The sequence below is a fragment of the Pseudomonas chlororaphis genome (genome assembly GCF_001921865.1).
Taxonomy (GTDB): Bacteria; Pseudomonadota; Gammaproteobacteria; order Pseudomonadales; family Pseudomonadaceae; genus Aquipseudomonas; species Aquipseudomonas chlororaphis_D.
In genome coordinates, this window is record NZ_MSCT01000013.1 from 1 (window position 1) to 15,231 (window position 15,231).

The window sequence follows — 15,231 nt, forward strand, 5'->3', positions numbered from 1 at the left end:
CCGCGCCGACGCCGCCCAGCGTTTGCGCCAGGCCAGCCTGCTGGACCTCAGCGGCCAGGCGCGCTTCGTCACCCTGCTGGTGCAACTGGACGGCCACCGCGACGACCGGCCCATCACCCGCAGCGTGCTGCTCGGCGGCACCGGCAACGCCGCCCTGACCGGCGCGATGGCGGCGGCCAGCGCGCTGAGCGTACTGGAAGGAGAAATTCCCCCCGGCTGCCATCACGCTGCCCAGGCGCTGCCGCCCGCCGCCACCCTGGAACGCCTGCAACGCACGTCGGCCATCAGCGTGCTGGAACTGCTGGACGTGCCGATCGACCACCTGCGCCGCGCCGAGGAAGGCAGCCTATGAACCACGAACTCGCCCGACTGGAACACCTGAGCCTGGGCGCCATGGCCCAGGTGCTGCTCACCACCCAGGCCTTGCCGTTGCAGGCCACGCGCAGTTCCGCGCAGATCAACCAGGCCCTGGGCACGACGCCGCGGCATGCCTGGATCGTCCGGCGCTGGCTGGCGGCCTTGAGCCGCGCCGGCCTGCTGCACGGCGACGATGGACACCTGGCCTGGCACGGCACGCCGCCCGAGGCCGCCGTCGACGATTTGCCACGGCTGTACGCCGCGCTGGGTTTCCCGGCGAGCATGGCGACGCTGCATGCCCGGGTCATCGCCCAACTGCCCGCCTTGCTGCGCGACCAGACGGCCCTGGCGCCCTTGCTGTTCGAGGCCGGGGAGCCGGTGGCGGTGCTGGGGGCCTATCAGCGCAACCGCTACACCGCCGCGATCAACGCCGCGCTGGGCGAGCGGGCCCGCCAGGTCGAGGCCGCGGGCGAAAGCCTGCAAGTGCTGGAGCTCGGCGGCGGTGCCGGCGCGACCACCGCCGCCGTGCTGGCGGCCCTGGACGGCCGGGCCATGGACTACCGCTTCAGCGACATCAGCCCGCTGTTCACGATCGCCGCCCAGCGCCAGTTTCGCCTGGAGCCGGGGATGAGTTTTACCCAGCTCGACCTCGATCGCGACCTGGTGGCCCAGGGCGTCGACGCCCACGGCCTGGACCTGGTGATCGCCGGCAACGTGCTGCACAACGCCCGCGACCTGCGGCGCAGCCTTGGCCATCTGCGCGCCTGCCTGCGCCCCGGCGGGACCTTGCTGTTTTCCGAATCCATCGCCGACAACCCGGCGATGCTGACCTTCATGCACCTGCTGCTCTCGCCCGCCGAGGGCGCGCCGCCACGCGCCAGCGACGAAGTGTTCCTGTCCGCCGAACAGTGGCGACAGGCACTGCTGGACGAGGGCTTCGAGCTGACAGGCCTGTGGCCGACCGACGACCAGCCCCTGGCGGCGGCCGGCCAGCGCCTGTTCCAGGCCGTGGAGCGTGGGCAATGAAACTGACTGTCGATACCTTGCTGGTCAATGTGCCCGACGCCCCGGCCTTGTGGCATTTGCCGCCGCTCACCGACCTGGGCAACCGCCACCTGGCCCCGGCGCGCCTGTTGGCGGAGCTGGAACGGCAACAGCCGAAGGTGGTGCTGATGGCCGTCGAGCAGCTCGAGCGCCTGCTGGATTACCCGGCGCTGGCCCTGAGCGACCTGAGCCACCTGGAGCACTTGCTGTTTGTCGCCCCAGAGCCCGGGCACGGCCCGTTGGCGCAGCGGGCGGCGGCCCAGCTCGATTGCCCGGTGCGCGGCTATGCCCGCCTCGGCGGCGAATGGCAGGACCTGCTCAAGGTCCAGGCCGCCCATGAGCACTGGCGCCAGCGCGCCCTCGAACACCCCGCGGTCAGCGCCGTCGCCCTGCAGGGCCAGGTGCTGTTCGCCGTGCCGCACCCCTGCGCGCCGACGTCGCCGCAGGATCACCTGGACGCCACGGCCGCGGCCCTGGACCAGCGCTTCGAGCCCCGGCAACTGGCGCACGCCGTGCACCTGGGCGACCTGCTGGGCCACGCCGCCCTGCTGTCGATGCTCCAGGGCCTGGACCGCTGCGGCCTGATCCCCGCGCCGCTGGACGACCTCGCCGGCAGCCTGGCCCGTGCCGGCATCGCCCCCGGCCATCGCGCGCTGATCGCCCGCTGGCTGGATGTGCTGCAAGCGCAGAGGCTGCTGCGCCGCGACGGTACCCACCTGTACCCCACCCTCGACGCCAGCGCCTGGAGCCCCGAGACCCTGGAGCAGACCTGGGCGCGCCTGGCGCTGGCCTGGGCCGACAACACCGGCGGCAGCGGCACCATCGAGTACGCACGGGACAACGCCCGCCAACTGCCCGCGCTGATGCGCGGCGAATGCGCCGCGGTGCACTTGCTGTTCCCCGAAGGCCGCACCGAACGCGCGGCGGCGCTGTATCGCGAAAGCCTCGCCGCGCAGTACCAGCACCAGGCCGTGGCCCACTGGATCGGCGCCTGGGCCAGCCGCCAGGGCGGTAGCACGCCGCTGCGGGTGCTCGAGGTCGGCGCCGGCACCGGCGCCACCACCCAGGCGTTGCTCCCGGCGCTGGCCCCTGCCGCGGTGGACTACCTGTGCACCGACGTGTCGCGCTACTTCAGCGAGCAGGCCGCCGAACGCCTGGCCGCCTGGCCCTGGGTGCGCCACGGGGTGTTCGACATCGACCGTCCGGCCCTGGAACAGGGGTATGCCAGCCAGTCCTGGGACCTGATCGTCGCCGGCGGCGTGCTGAACGCCGCTCGCGACACCGAACGCAGCCTGGCCACCTTGCAGGCCTTGCTCAAGCCCGGCGGCTGGCTGGTGTTCAGCGAGCCGACCCGCGAGGAATTCTGGGTCATGGCCTCCCAGGCGTTCATGCTCAACCAGGCCAGCGACGAGCGCCAACTGAGCAGCGCGACCTTCCTCGACCTGGCGCAATGGCAAGCCGCGCTGAGCCGCGCCGGCTTCCACGGCAACCGCAGCCTGCCGCTCGCCGGCCACCCGCTGAGCCTGCTCGGCCACCGGGTGTTCGTGGCCCAGGTGCCGCGCGAACGCCTGAGCCGCGAAACCCTGGCGGCCCACCTGGAACACCCCGAATTGCGCATCGAACTGCCCGAATACCTGCCCGACACGCCCACGCTCGCCCAATGGGCCGGCCTCAGCGCCGCCAAGGACCCGCTATGACCCAGCCCACCTGCCCCGTGACCTACCCGTTCAACCGTTTCACCGACCTGGCGCTGGCCGAGCCTTACCGGCAGGCCCAGCGCACCCCGGGCCTGTTGCGCATCCAGATGCCCATCGGCGCGCCGGCCTGGCTGGCCACCCGCTACGACGATGTGCGCCTGGTGCTGGGCGACCGGCGCTTCAGCCGCAGCGAAGCGTTTCGCCGCGACGACGCGCCCCGGGCCTTCCCGCGCATCGCCGGCGGTATCGTGATGATGGACCCGCCGCAACTGACCCGTATCCGCTCCCTGGCCGCCCAGGCGTTCACCCGGCGCCGCGTCGAAGCCCTGCGCCCGCACGCCCGCGAACATGCCCACCACTTGATCGAGCGCATGCTCGCGGCCGGGCCGCCGGCCGATCTGGTGAACGACTTCGCCCTGCCCATTCCCCTGGCGTTGATCTGCGAACTGCTGGGGGTGCCGCTGCACGACCGCGACCGCTTCAAGCGCTGGAACGACTCGCTGCTGTCCACCCGGCCCGAGGACGCGGCGCAGACCCAGCAGCACCTCGGGGAGCTGGCGGCCTACATCAAGGAACTGGTGCGCGAGCGCCAGCGCGAACCCCGGGACGACTTCATGAGCGCCCTGACCCAGGCCCACGACCAGGGCGAGCGCCTGAGCGAGGAACAACTGCTGCTGTTGTGCATCGCCATCCTGGTGGCCGGCTACGAAGGCAGCGCCGCGCAGATTCCCAACTTTATCCAGGTGCTGCTGGACAACCCCCGGCAGTGGCAACGACTCAAGGAGGACCCCGAGCGCGTCCCCGAGGCCGTGGAAGAGCTGCTGCGCTATATCCCCCTGGCGTCGGCGGCGATGTTCGTGCATTACGCCCTGGAAGACATCCAGGTCGGCGACACCCTGGTCCGCCAGGGCGACGCGGTGTTCGCTTCCATCGGCGCGGCCAACCATGACCCGGCGCGGTTCGCCGACCCCGGGACGCTGGACTTGCAGCGCGACGCCGGCGGCCACTTCGGTTTCGGCCACGGCCTGCACCATTGCATCGGCTCGGCCCTGGCCCGGGTCGAGTTGCAAGAAGCGCTGCGCGCCCTGGTGGAGCGCCTGCCCAACCTGCGGCGCTGCGGCGAGGTGCAGTGGAAGACCGCGACCTTCTTTCGCGGCGCCCACTGCCTGCCGGTGACCTGGTCATGAGCCCGCGGCAGCCGCGCAAACGGGTGGTGGTGGCCGGCACCGCGTTTGGCCGCATCTACCTGCAAGCCCTGGCTCGGGCCAAGGCCGACTATGAACTGGTGGGCCTCCTGTCGCGGGGCAACGCCTACTCCCGCGCCTGCGCCGAGCACTACGGCGTCAAGCTGTATGAAAACGTCGAGCAACTGCCGGACAGCGTGGATATCGCCTGTGTGGTGGTGCGCTCCGGCGCCACCGGCGGCCCGGGCAGCGAACTGGCCCAGGCGCTGCTGCGCCGGGGCATCCATGTGTTGCAGGAACACCCGGTGCACCACCGGGAAATCGCCGCGTGCATGCAGGCCGCGCGCCAGGGCCGGGCGGCCTACGCGGTCAACACGCTGTACCCCAACCTGCTGGCGGTCCGGCGTTTTCTCGCCGTGGCCGAGTACCTGCGCGAACGCCAGGGGCTGGCTTACATCGACGCCAGCTGCAACAGCCAGGTGGCCTATCCGCTGCTGGATATCCTCGGGCGCCTGGCGGGCGGACTGCGGCCCTGGGCGTTCGGCGCGCCGGCCGCGACCGTCGGCGGGCAACCGTTCACCCGCTTGAACGCCAGCTTCAACGACCTGCCCATCAGCCTGCGGATCCAGAACCAGGTGCACCCCGGCGACCCGGACAACCACTCGTTCCTGCTGCATCGCCTGGAAGTGGGGTGCGAAGCTGGCGTCCTGAGCCTGGCCGACACCCACGGCCCGCTGCTGTGGAACCCGCGCCTGCATGCCCCGCGGGACAGCACCGACCGCCTGATCATGGCCGGCCCCGGCAGCGAACGCCTGGCCGGACCGACCCTGGTCAGCCTCGACGCGCAGGTGCCCGGCTCCTACCACCAGGTGTTCAACCAGGCCTGGCCGGACGCGGTGATCGTCGCCCTCGGCGAGTTGTGCCGTGACATCGACAACCCCGCGCGCCGCCTGCGCAGCGGCCTCTGGGCCACCGAGGTGTCCATGGCCTGGCGCGAAATGAACAACCTGATCGGCATGCCTGCGCTGATCGAACCGCCCGTGCCCCGCGCCCTGCCCCTGGCCGAACTCCAGGCCCGCGCCGACGCCGTCAGCCCGCCTTGCGCTGACGACACCGCCCAACTGTTGGGAGCCCTGCCCCTGTGAACGCACCCGTATCCCTCTCGACCTGCAGCCATGTGCTGTTGTGGGTCCGTGACCTGCACCAGGCAGTCGACAGTTTTCGCGACGCCGGTTTCCAGGTGACGTACGCCACCCCCAGGGCCCGCGCGCAGCACGCGCATATCTGGTTCAGCCAGGGGCCGATCATCGAGTTGCTGACCACCCCGCGCCACGCCTGGCTGTTCAAATGGCCGATCGACTGCCTGGCGGGGCGCGGCGCCGGCCGCCGCATGCTGCGCTGGGCCGCGCGGGGCGAAGGCTTTTGCGACCTGGCGTTGCTCTGCGAAGAGCCCGCCCTGGCCCCGCGCCTCAAGGGCCTCAACGCCTGCGGGGTGAGCATGGGCCGCACGGTGAGCTGGAAACGCACCTGCGAAGACGGCAGCCACACCCGCTTTCGCTTCGTCTACCCGCGCCAGGAGCGTCTGCCGTTCCTGGTCACGCCTTACCAGCCCAGCCAGCACCCGCCCCGGCTCACCCACCCGAACGGCGCCACCGGCCTGGCCGCCATTCACCTGGGCGTGCACCCCGCCGACCGGGCCGCCGTCAGCCTGCTGGCCGGCGACGATCCGCTGCTGCGCACCCGCCCCGCCGACCGCACCGGCGTGCTCGCGGTGACGATCGCCGGGCTCGCACAGCCATTGAACCTGCACGGCGCCCGTTTGCTGGGCGACCCCGCCATCCAAGGAGATTCCCATGCTTGAAGGTTGCACCGACTGGCCCGAAGACTTTATCCAGCGCTATCGCCAACAGGGTTACTGGCAGGGTGTGCCCTTGGGGCAAGTGCTGCGGGAACAGGCGCGGCTGACGCCCGACCGCGAGGCGCTGGTGCAGGACCAGCGGCGCTGGAGCTACGCCGAGCTGGACCGGCGCGCCGACCGGCTGGCGGCGGGCCTGGCCGAGCTGGGCATCGGCCCGGGGCAGCGGGTGTTGGTGCAATTGCCCAATATCGCCGAGTTTTTCAGCCTGATGTTCGCCCTGTTGCGCCTGGGGGCGATCCCGGTCTTCGCCCTGCCGGCCCACCGCGAACACGAACTGCGGCACCTGGCCGAACTGAGCCAGGCGGTGGCCTATGTCATCGTCGACGAGCACCTGGGGTTCGACTACCGTCCCCTGGCCCGCGCCCTGAGCCAGCAGGTCCCGAGCCTGCGCCACGTGCTGGTGGCGGGCCAGGCGGCAGAGTTCATCGCCCTCGAGCACTGCGCGGGCGTTCCCCGGCCGCTGCCGCCGGTGGACGCCCGCGAGGTGGCGGTGCTGCTGTTGTCCGGCGGCACCACCGGCCTGCCGAAACTGATTCCGCGCACCCATGACGACTACGCCTGCAACGCCCGCCTGGCTGCCCGGGCCTGCGGTTTCAGCGAGCACACCCGCTACCTGGCGGCGCTGCCGGTGGCGCACAACTTCCCACTGGCGTCCCCCGGCGCGCTCGGGGTGTTCGGCGTCGGCGGCACCCTGGTGCTGTGCCCCGAGCCCAGCCCGGACACCGCCTTCGACTTGATCGAGCGCGAACGCATCAGCCACACCGCGCTGATCCCGCCGCTGGTGCAGCTCTGGCTGGAGGCGGCGTCGTGGTCCGACCACGACTTGAGCAGCCTGCAATGGCTGCAGGTCGGCGGCGCGCGGCTCAAGGCGGAAGTCGCCGCGCGCATCCGCCCGGCCCTGGGCTGCGGCCTGCAACAGGTCTACGGCATGGCCGAGGGGCTACTGTGCTTTACCCCGCTGGACGACCCGCAGGAACGGGTATTCGAGACCCAGGGCCTGCCACTGACCGCGGACGATGAAATCCGCATCGTCGACGCCGACGACCAGCCGGTGGCGCCGGGCGCGGTGGGCGAACTGCTGGTGCGCGGTCCCTATACCCTGCGCGGCTACTACCGGGCCGCCGAACAGAACCTGCGCGCCTTCACCGCCGATGGTTTTTACCGCAGCGGCGACCTGGTCCGGCGCTTGCCCACGGGCCACCTGATCGTCGAAGGGCGCAGCAAGGACGTGATCAACCGCGGCGGCGAGAAGATCCCCGTGGAAGACATCGAAAACCTGCTGCTGGGCCATCCGCAGATCCGCGACGTGGCGCTGGTGGCGCTGGCCGACGAACTGCTGGGCGAACGCAGTTGCGCCTGCGTGCTGGCCCGCGAGCCGCTGCCGGACCTGGCCTCGGTCAATGCCTGGCTGCGCGAGCGCGGCCTGGCGGCCTACAAGCTGCCGGACCGCTTGCAGGTGCTGGCGCAATTTCCCCTGACTCGCCTGGGCAAGGTCAACCGCAAGGCCCTGGCCGAGCAGGTGGCCGCCTTATGAGCCGCCAGCCGAGCCCCTGGCTGCGGGCGCTGCGCCAGGGCGAACAGCCCCGGGCGCGGCTGGTGTGCCTGCCCCACGCCGGCGGCAGCGCGAGCTTCTTCCGGCCGTGGCTGGCGCACCTGCCCGGCGACATCGACCTGTTGGCGGTGCAATACCCGGGGCGCGAGGAGCGTTTCAACGAGCCTTGCGTTACCTGCCTGGACACCCTGGCCGAACACATCGCCAAAGCCCTGCTGGCACTGCCCGAGCGGCCCGTGCTGCTGTTTGGCCACAGCATGGGCGCAGCGCTGGCCTACGAGACCGCCCTGCGCCTGGAGACAGCGGCCCGGGGCGTCGCCCATGTGTTCGTGTCCGCGCACCCGCCGCCGCACCGGCAACCGTCCAGCGACCTGCATCGCCAGGACGACGCCGCGCTGGTCGCCGACATCCGCCGCCAGGACGGCGGCGCCGCCAGCCTGTGGGACAACCCGCAATTGCGTGCGCTGTTCCTGCCCACGGTGCGCGGCGACTACCAGGCCATCGAGACCTGGCGCCGCGAGCACTTGCAGCCCCTGGCCGCGCCCATCGACGTGCTGCTGGCCCATGACGACCTGGAAGTCAGCCAGGAACAGGCCCGCGCCTGGGCCGACCTGAGCCGGCACACCCCGGATATCCGCCTGTTCGACGGCAACCACTTCTACCTCAAGCAACAGCCGCGACCGGTCATCCAGCACCTGTTGCAGCGTGTCGCCCACCATTCTGGAGCCTTGGCATGAAAACCCCGCAAACCTGCAGCGACCTGAGCGACATCCGCCACGCCATCGACACCCTCGACCGGCAGATCATCGACGCCCTTGGCCTGCGCATGCAGTACGTCAAGGCAGCCTCGGCGTTCAAGCCCGACCAGGCCAGCATCGCCGCCCCGGACCGGGTCGCCGCGATGTTGCCGCAGCGTCGGCAATGGGCGGAAGAGGTCGGCCTCGATGGCGAATTCATCCAGGGCGTGTTCAACCAGATCATCCACTGGTACATCGCCGAACAAACCGCTTACTGGCTGCAAAAAAAGAGCAAGGCGCTATGAAGGGAGTGGATTTTCCCGGCCTGTTGGCGTTGTTCCAGCAGGCCCGGCGGCAGGCCGTAGAAGCGCAACGGCCGATCCTCGCGGTCAGCGCCTGCCCGGCCCCCGACCTCGACCCGCTGCGGCTCTATGAAGCCCACCGCCAGGGGTTCTTCTGGTGCGCGCGACAGCCGGACCTGACGCTGTTCGGCTACGGCTGCCAATGGCAGGCCCTGGCCTCGGGCAGCCAGCGCATGGCCGAGATCCAGCGGCAATGGGCCGCGCTGTGCGTCGATGCCTTGGTGGCAGGCCCCAAGTCGCCCCTGCTGCTGGGCGGCATGCGCTTCGATGAACAGCAGGCCGGCGCGGCCCATTGGGCGGGGTTCGCCGACGCCAGTTTCCACCTCGCCCACTGGCTGCTCAGCGAGGATGCCAGCGGCCGCTGGCTGCGCTGCCAGCGCCGGGTCGAGCCCGACAGCGATCCCGCCGAGCTGGCCCGCGACAGCCTGGCCGCCTATGAGCGGCTGCTGGCCATGGCGCCCCCGGCGCCCTCCGCGCCCCGCGCCATAGAACGCCATGCGTTGCCCGCCGCGCAGTGGCAGGCCAAGGTCGATGCGGCGCTCCAGGCCATCGACGCCGGGCACTTGAGCAAGGTGGTGCTGGCGCGGCACATCGAATACCGGCTCGACGCGCCCCTCGACAGCGGCGCGGTCATGCGCCGGCTGCACGATCAGCGCAGTCCGTCCCACCTGTTCGCCCTGCACCGCGGCGCGCACTGTTTCATGGGCGCCACCCCGGAGCGCCTGCTCGGTGCCCGGCAAGGCCAGCTGAACACCCATGCCCTGGCGGGCAGCGCGCGCCGCGGGCGCACGGCGGCCGAAGACGAGGCGCTGGGCGCCCGGCTGCTGGCGGACGCCAAGGAGCAACACGAACACCGGCTGGTGGTGCAGACCATCCGCCAGGGGCTGGACGCCCTGGTCAGCGACTTGCAGGCCGCGGCCGGGCCCAGGCTGCTGAAGCTGGCCAACGTGCAGCACCTGAGCACGCCGATCCAGGCCCGGCTGCGCCCGGAGCACAGCCTGCTGGACGGGGTCCGGGCGCTGCACCCGACCCCGGCGGTGGGCGGCTTGCCCAGGGCCGGCGCCTTGAACTTTATCCGCCGTCACGAAGGCTTCGACCGCGGCTGGTACGCCGCGCCCGTGGGCTGGCTGGACGCCGAAGGCAACGGCGATTTCCTGGTCGCCCTGCGCTCCGCCCTGCTCGCCCCCGACAGCTGCCACCTGTTCGCCGGCTGCGGGATCGTCCAGGGGTCCAGGCCGGCCGACGAATACGAGGAAACCCAGATCAAGCTCTCGAGCATGGAACGGGCCCTGCTGCTGTTCGGCCCCCCGGCTGTTGCCGCGACGGGTTGATACAGGCCCGGTCCCGTCGATGGCGGGGCCACCCTTGCGCAGTTCAACGATTGCCGCCCAGTGGCCGAGCGAACGGCATGGCCGGCGGGTGGCGTCAGTGGGAGGAAAAACACTGGGCCAACCTGCTGACGTCCACCTCGGACAAGCGGCCGGCCAGAAAGCGCAGCTTCAGCCACGACAGCAAGTACGCGTAACGCGCCTGGGCCAGATTGCGCAGCGCGTCATAGTACTGCTGCTCGGCGTCGAGGACGTCGGAGTTGACCCGCTCCCCGCCCGCCACGCTTTTTTTCATCGCCACCGTCAGTTCCCGAGCCGAGTCGACGGCGAACTGGAAGGCGCGCATTTTCGCGGTGCTGCTGTTGTAGAGGTTGAACTGCTTGCGCAAGTCGTTCACCACCTGGTTCAGCTTGGCCTCGTTCTCGTAACGCAAGCGCCCACTGTTGTCGATGGCTTGCCCCACGGCCGCCGACACACCACCGCCGGCAAAAATCGGCACGCTGACCTGAATCCCTACACTGTTGGTCTCGTAGCGCTGGTCGTAGGTCGACTCCGTGCTGGATTTCTGCTTGCCCGCCGTCGCATAGAGACTGACCTTGGGCAAATGCCCGGCGCGCGCTTGCTCGACCTGCTCATCCGCCGATTCCAGCGCGTAGCGCAACGATTCGAGTTCCGGGTTATTGAGCAGCGCGATATCCCGCCACGCCTCGAAACTCTCGAGTTCCAGCGGCAGGTTTTCAAAAGTCCCGGTCAACGGCGCCAGCTCCTCGGCGCTCAGGGAGCGCCCGACCATGGCACTCAATTCGCGTATCGCCGCATCGGCGTTGTCCTGTGCCTCGATCTCCTGGGCCTGCGCCAGGTCGTAGCGCGCCCGGGTTTCCAGGACATCGGTACGGGTGCCTTCGCCCACCGCCATGCGCCTGGCATTGACCTTCATCTGCTCATCGAGGGTGCGTTTCTGCGCCCGCGCCAGGCCGATCTGCTCATGGGCGTAGAGGGCCTCGGTATAGGCCTGGGTCACCCGCACGGCCAGTTCCTGGTTGCGGCTGCGAAAGCGCGCATCGGCATGCTGGGCCTGGGCCACGCCCCGGTAGTAGCGCGACATCGCGTCGTAATCGAGCAGCGGCTGCTCCAGGGTCAATGACGACGAATAGCTGCGGTAGGAACGGTCGGTGGTGGTTGAACCGAAAAAGCCGGGCTGGGTGACCTGCGATTCATTGCGCCCGCTCTGGTATTGCAGCGATACCTTGGGCAACAACGCGGCCCGGCCGATGGCGCGCTCCTCAAGGCCAGCGTCGCGCTCCTTGATCGCGGCGTGATAGGTGGGGTCGTAGTCCAGCGCCAGGGCATAGACGTCCATCAAGCCCGTGGCGCGAGCGCTGGCCTGGCTTTCCAGGCAGAACACCGCCAGTATCAGGACTGCCCATCGCCCTCTGCTGTCCATGCGCCATCCGCTTGTCATCAACGCTCCCGAATACTTTCACCGCCGTACTGCATCAGCGGATCCAGGAAATACTCAATCACCCGACGGCGGCCCGTCTTGATCTCGGCCGTCACCGCCATGCCCGGCGCCAGGCGAATAGCCGTGCCATTGACGGCAATGCTCGAACGCGCCATGGCGACGCGCATGGAATAGATCAGGCCGCGTTTTTCGTCGTTGATCGCATCGCTCGATACCGAGGTCACGGTACCCGGCACAATGCCGTACTTGGTGTAGGGAAAGGTCTCGATCTTGACCTCGGCCTCCTGCCCCGGCTGCACAAAACCCACATCCTTGTTCTCCAGGAACGCCTCGATCTCCAGGACCTTTTCTTCCGGCACCACCAGCATCAGCGGCTGGGCTTCGGTGACGACGCCGCCCAGGGTACGCACGGCCAGTTGCTGGACCGTGCCGGACACCGGCGCGGTGAGCCGCGTCAGGTGTTCGGACTGTCGCGCCTTGACCAGGTCCTGTTCCAGCAGGGAGATGCGCTGGCTGCCTTCGTTCAGGCGCTCCAGGCTGGCATGCCGGGCATCCGCCCACAGGGTTTCGCGCTGTTGCCGCACCTGCGCGATGGAGGCTTCGATCTCCTTCAAGCGGCTACGCTGCACGGCGAGATCGGACTCTTGTTCGATGCTCTCGCGCTCGCGCTCCAGGTACGTATTGCGCGCCACATACTGCTCCCCCGCCAAATCCTTCAGGGCCTCGGCGCGCTGGCGAACGATAGGCGAGGTTCGTGCAAGCTTGCCGACCAGCGCCGTGGTGGAGCGGTGTTCGGCCTGACGCTGGGCCAGTTCGGCATCGATACCCGTCTGCTTGGCCTGCAATGCCGCAAACTCCGCCTCCGCCAGGCGCTGCATATCCGCGGCCGCACGCGGATCGACATCGGCTGGGCCGAGCGTGGGCCGGCGGTGGCCGTCGATCGCGGCGAGCATGGCTTCGGCGCGCGCCACTTGCAGGGTCCAGGTCTGCAGTTCGTTGACAATGCGTTGCTGCTCGGCCCCGGTGACGGTGCCGTCGAGTTCGATCAGCACATCCCCCTCGCGCACGAATTGCCCCTCGCGGGCATGAATGGCCTTCACCGTGGCCGTGCCGATCGGCTGTATCACCTGCGTGCCTTCGCTGGGGATGATCTTGCCCTGGGCCGTGGCAACGATGTCCACCCGCCCGAATACCGACCACGACACGGCGAGCGCCGCGAACAGGATCATCAGCCACATGGCCACCCGCGGCGCCGGCGAGAGCACGGTTTGCTGCAACGCCAACGCCGCGGGCAAAAACTCAGCCTCGTCGGCGGAGTGGCGCTTGCGCTCCCAGGATTTGCGCTCGCGCCAGGCGGCGGCCCACACACTGGCGTAGCGCTTGCGCAGGTCGCCCCAGGCGCTGAAAGTAGGTCCCCAAGCCATGCACTACCCCTGTTGCATGCGGTGCAAGGCGGCGTAATGCCCCTGTTCCCTTTGGATGAGTTCGGCATGCGTGCCTTGCTCGACAATATCCCCGCGCTCCATGACAACGATGCGATGGGCGTCCTTGACCGCCGACAACCGATGCGCGATGACCAAGACGGTGCGGCCCTGGCTGATCTGGCGCATGTTCTGCTGGATGATGCGTTCGGACTCGTAGTCCAGCGCGCTGGTCGCTTCGTCGAAGATCAGGATGCGCGGGTTGGAAAGCAGCGCCCTGGCAATCGCAATGCGCTGGCGCTGGCCGCCCGACAACGTGGAGCCCTGTTCGCCGACCAGGGTGTCGTAGCCCTCGGGCAGCTCGGCGATGAACTCATGGGCACCGGCCAGGCGCGCCGCGGCGATGACGCTCGGCAGCGGCGTGCCGGGGTCGTTGAAGGCGATGTTGTCGCGGATGCTGCGGCTGAACAGGACGTTCTCTTGCAGCACCACGCCGATCTGGCGACGCAACGAACTGGCGTCGATGGTCGAGATGTCCACGCCGTCGATCAGCACCCGGCCCTGCTCGGGCTGGTACAGGCGCTGCACCAGCTTGGTCAGGGTGCTTTTGCCCGACCCCGAGCGACCGACGATGCCGACGGTCTCCCCGGCCCTGATCGCCAGGCTCACGCCCCGCAGCGCGGGTTGCGCCCCTGGCCGGTAGCGGAACTCGACCTGGTCGAACTCGATCGTTCCGCGCACCGGCGGCAGCGCGGGCCTGGCGGTGTGCACTTCGGTCCGGGTGTTCAGGATGTCCCCCAGCCGCTGCATCGAAATGCCCACCTGCTGGAAGTCCGCCCACAGTTGCGCCAGGCGCATCACCGGGCCCGCCACATTGGCGGAGAGCATATTGAAGGCAATCAGTTGCCCCACCGTCAGTTGGCCGTCGATGACCAGGCGCGCGCCCAGCCACATGGTGCCCACGGTCACCAGCTTGCTGATCAGGGTCACCCCGCCATTGGCCACCGTGCTGATCGTCGTGGTCCGGAACCCCGCCTTGACGTAGGCGGCCAACTGGTTGTCCCACTTGCGTATCCACTGCGGCTCGACGGCGCTGGCCTTGAGCGTCTCCACGCCGCTGATGGTCTCCACCAGAAACGACTGGTTCTGGGCGCCGCGGTTGAATTTCTCGTTCAGCCGCGCCCGCAGGGCCGGGGTAAACCCCAGGGACAAGAGGAAATAACAGGGCAGCGATACCACCACGATCAGCGTCAGCCACACGCTGTAATAGGCCATCACGGCCAGGAACACGATGGAGAACAGCAGGTCCAGGACCACGGTAATGGCGTTGCCGGTCAGGAATGAACGGATGTTCTCCAGCTCGCGCACCCGGGCCACCGAGTCGCCCACCTGGCGCGCCCGGAAATAGGCCAGCGGCAAGTTCAACAGGTGGCGAAACAGCCTGGCCCCCAGCTCCACATCGATGCGGCTGGAGGTGTGGGCGAACACATAGCTGCGCAAGGCGTTGAGCACCACCTCGAACGTCACGACCACCAACAGGCCCACGGCGATCACGTCCAGGGTGGTGAAACTGCGGTGCACCAGCACCTTGTCCATCACCACCTGGAAGAACAGCGGCGTGACCAGGGCGAAGAGCTGGAGCACGAAGGACACGACAAACACTTCCAGCAGCAACTTGCGGTACTTGACCACGGCCGGAATGAACCAGCTGAAGTCGAATTTCGCCAGGTCGCCGGCAATGGAGGCGCGGGAGGCGACCAGGATCAGCTCGCCGGTCCAGCGTTGGCGCAGTTCGTCCAGCGTCAACTCGCCGGGCCCTGGTTGGCGCGGGTCCTGGATCAGCACCTGGCCGGCATCCTGGCGCGCGAGGATGAAAAAGTTGCCCTCCAGGTCGCAGCCCATGGCCGGCAACGGCGTGGTGGCCAGGCGTTCGACCCGGCTGTCCAGGCGCCGGGCGCGCAGGCCGAGCTTCTTCGCCGCGAGCAAGATCTCGCTCATGCCGAACGTCTGGCCCTCGCCGCGAAACTCATGGGCCAGTTGATCGACATCCACCGCCACCTGGTGGTAGCGCGCGAGCATGGCCAGGCAGAGCAGACCGGTGTCGACAATCTCTTCGCCGGGAGGCACCGCGCCCCCGGCACCCGGCTGCCCGTCGATGTGCTTCATGGG

Annotated in this window: 12 protein-coding genes and 1 pseudogene; 10 read left to right on the forward strand and 3 right to left on the reverse strand. The window is 69.3% G+C overall.

The genetic code is table 11. The features are described from left to right. The 10 genes and pseudogenes from BTN82_RS31365 to BTN82_RS15955 form a co-directional block, all read left to right on the forward strand. Window positions 1-352 (forward strand): annotated as a pseudogene (locus BTN82_RS31365) (saccharopine dehydrogenase); the annotation flags it as partial. Continuing rightward, entirely contained in the window at window positions 349-1,383 is a 1,035-nt protein-coding gene (locus BTN82_RS15915; RefSeq protein WP_075120090.1) for a class I SAM-dependent methyltransferase, read from the forward strand. The pseudogene BTN82_RS31365 and the gene BTN82_RS15915, both read left to right, overlap by 4 nt. Further along, window positions 1,380-3,098 carry a class I SAM-dependent methyltransferase gene (locus tag BTN82_RS15920; RefSeq protein ID WP_261792984.1) on the forward strand — a complete coding sequence of 573 codons (1,719 nt, stop codon included), beginning with the start codon at window positions 1,380-1,382 and terminating at the stop codon, window positions 3,096-3,098. Before BTN82_RS15915 ends, BTN82_RS15920 begins: the two co-directional genes overlap by 4 nt. Then, window positions 3,095-4,285 (forward strand): cytochrome P450, encoded by a 1,191-nt coding sequence (locus BTN82_RS15925; RefSeq protein WP_075120091.1) that lies wholly within the window; start codon window positions 3,095-3,097, stop codon window positions 4,283-4,285. The genes BTN82_RS15920 and BTN82_RS15925 overlap by 4 nt, the downstream gene beginning before the upstream one ends. Beyond that, a complete protein-coding gene (locus BTN82_RS15930; protein WP_075120092.1) occupies window positions 4,282-5,427 on the forward strand; it encodes a Gfo/Idh/MocA family oxidoreductase in 1,146 nt (381 codons plus the stop codon). The genes BTN82_RS15925 and BTN82_RS15930 overlap by 4 nt, the downstream gene beginning before the upstream one ends. Then, complete coding sequence (locus BTN82_RS15935; RefSeq protein WP_075120093.1) at window positions 5,424-6,143, forward strand: VOC family protein; 720 nt, start codon at window positions 5,424-5,426, stop codon at window positions 6,141-6,143. The genes BTN82_RS15930 and BTN82_RS15935 overlap by 4 nt, the downstream gene beginning before the upstream one ends. Then, window positions 6,136-7,734 carry a (2,3-dihydroxybenzoyl)adenylate synthase gene (locus tag BTN82_RS15940; RefSeq protein WP_075120094.1) on the forward strand — a complete coding sequence of 533 codons (1,599 nt, stop codon included), beginning with the start codon at window positions 6,136-6,138 and terminating at the stop codon, window positions 7,732-7,734. Before BTN82_RS15935 ends, BTN82_RS15940 begins: the two co-directional genes overlap by 8 nt. Further along, entirely contained in the window at window positions 7,731-8,489 is a 759-nt protein-coding gene (locus BTN82_RS15945) for a thioesterase II family protein (protein ID WP_075120095.1), read from the forward strand. Before BTN82_RS15940 ends, BTN82_RS15945 begins: the two co-directional genes overlap by 4 nt. Beyond that, complete coding sequence (locus tag BTN82_RS15950) at window positions 8,486-8,794, forward strand: isochorismate lyase (RefSeq protein ID WP_075120096.1); 309 nt, start codon at window positions 8,486-8,488, stop codon at window positions 8,792-8,794. Before BTN82_RS15945 ends, BTN82_RS15950 begins: the two co-directional genes overlap by 4 nt. Beyond that, window positions 8,791-10,182: an isochorismate synthase gene (locus tag BTN82_RS15955; RefSeq protein ID WP_261792985.1), complete on the forward strand. Its 1,392-nt coding sequence runs from the start codon at window positions 8,791-8,793 to the stop codon at window positions 10,180-10,182. The genes BTN82_RS15950 and BTN82_RS15955 overlap by 4 nt, the downstream gene beginning before the upstream one ends. Window positions 10,183-10,276: 94 nt before the next feature. Here the strand turns inward: BTN82_RS15955 and BTN82_RS15960 are convergent, their stop codons facing one another. The 3 genes from BTN82_RS15960 to BTN82_RS15970 are packed head-to-tail and all read right to left on the reverse strand — an operon-like array spanning window position 10,277 to window position 15,228. Further along, window positions 10,277-11,623, reverse strand: a complete 1,347-nt coding sequence (locus BTN82_RS15960) for a TolC family outer membrane protein (protein ID WP_186828402.1) — start codon at window positions 11,621-11,623, stop codon at window positions 10,277-10,279. Window positions 11,624-11,640: 17 nt separating this feature from the next. Next, window positions 11,641-13,065, reverse strand: a complete 1,425-nt coding sequence (locus BTN82_RS15965; RefSeq protein ID WP_075120098.1) for an HlyD family type I secretion periplasmic adaptor subunit — start codon at window positions 13,063-13,065, stop codon at window positions 11,641-11,643. A gap of 3 nt (window positions 13,066-13,068) precedes the next feature. Further along, on the reverse strand, window positions 13,069-15,228 hold the full coding sequence (locus tag BTN82_RS15970; RefSeq protein WP_186828403.1) for a type I secretion system permease/ATPase: 2,160 nt from the start codon (window positions 15,226-15,228) through the stop codon (window positions 13,069-13,071). Between the last annotated feature and the right edge of the window lie 3 nt (window positions 15,229-15,231).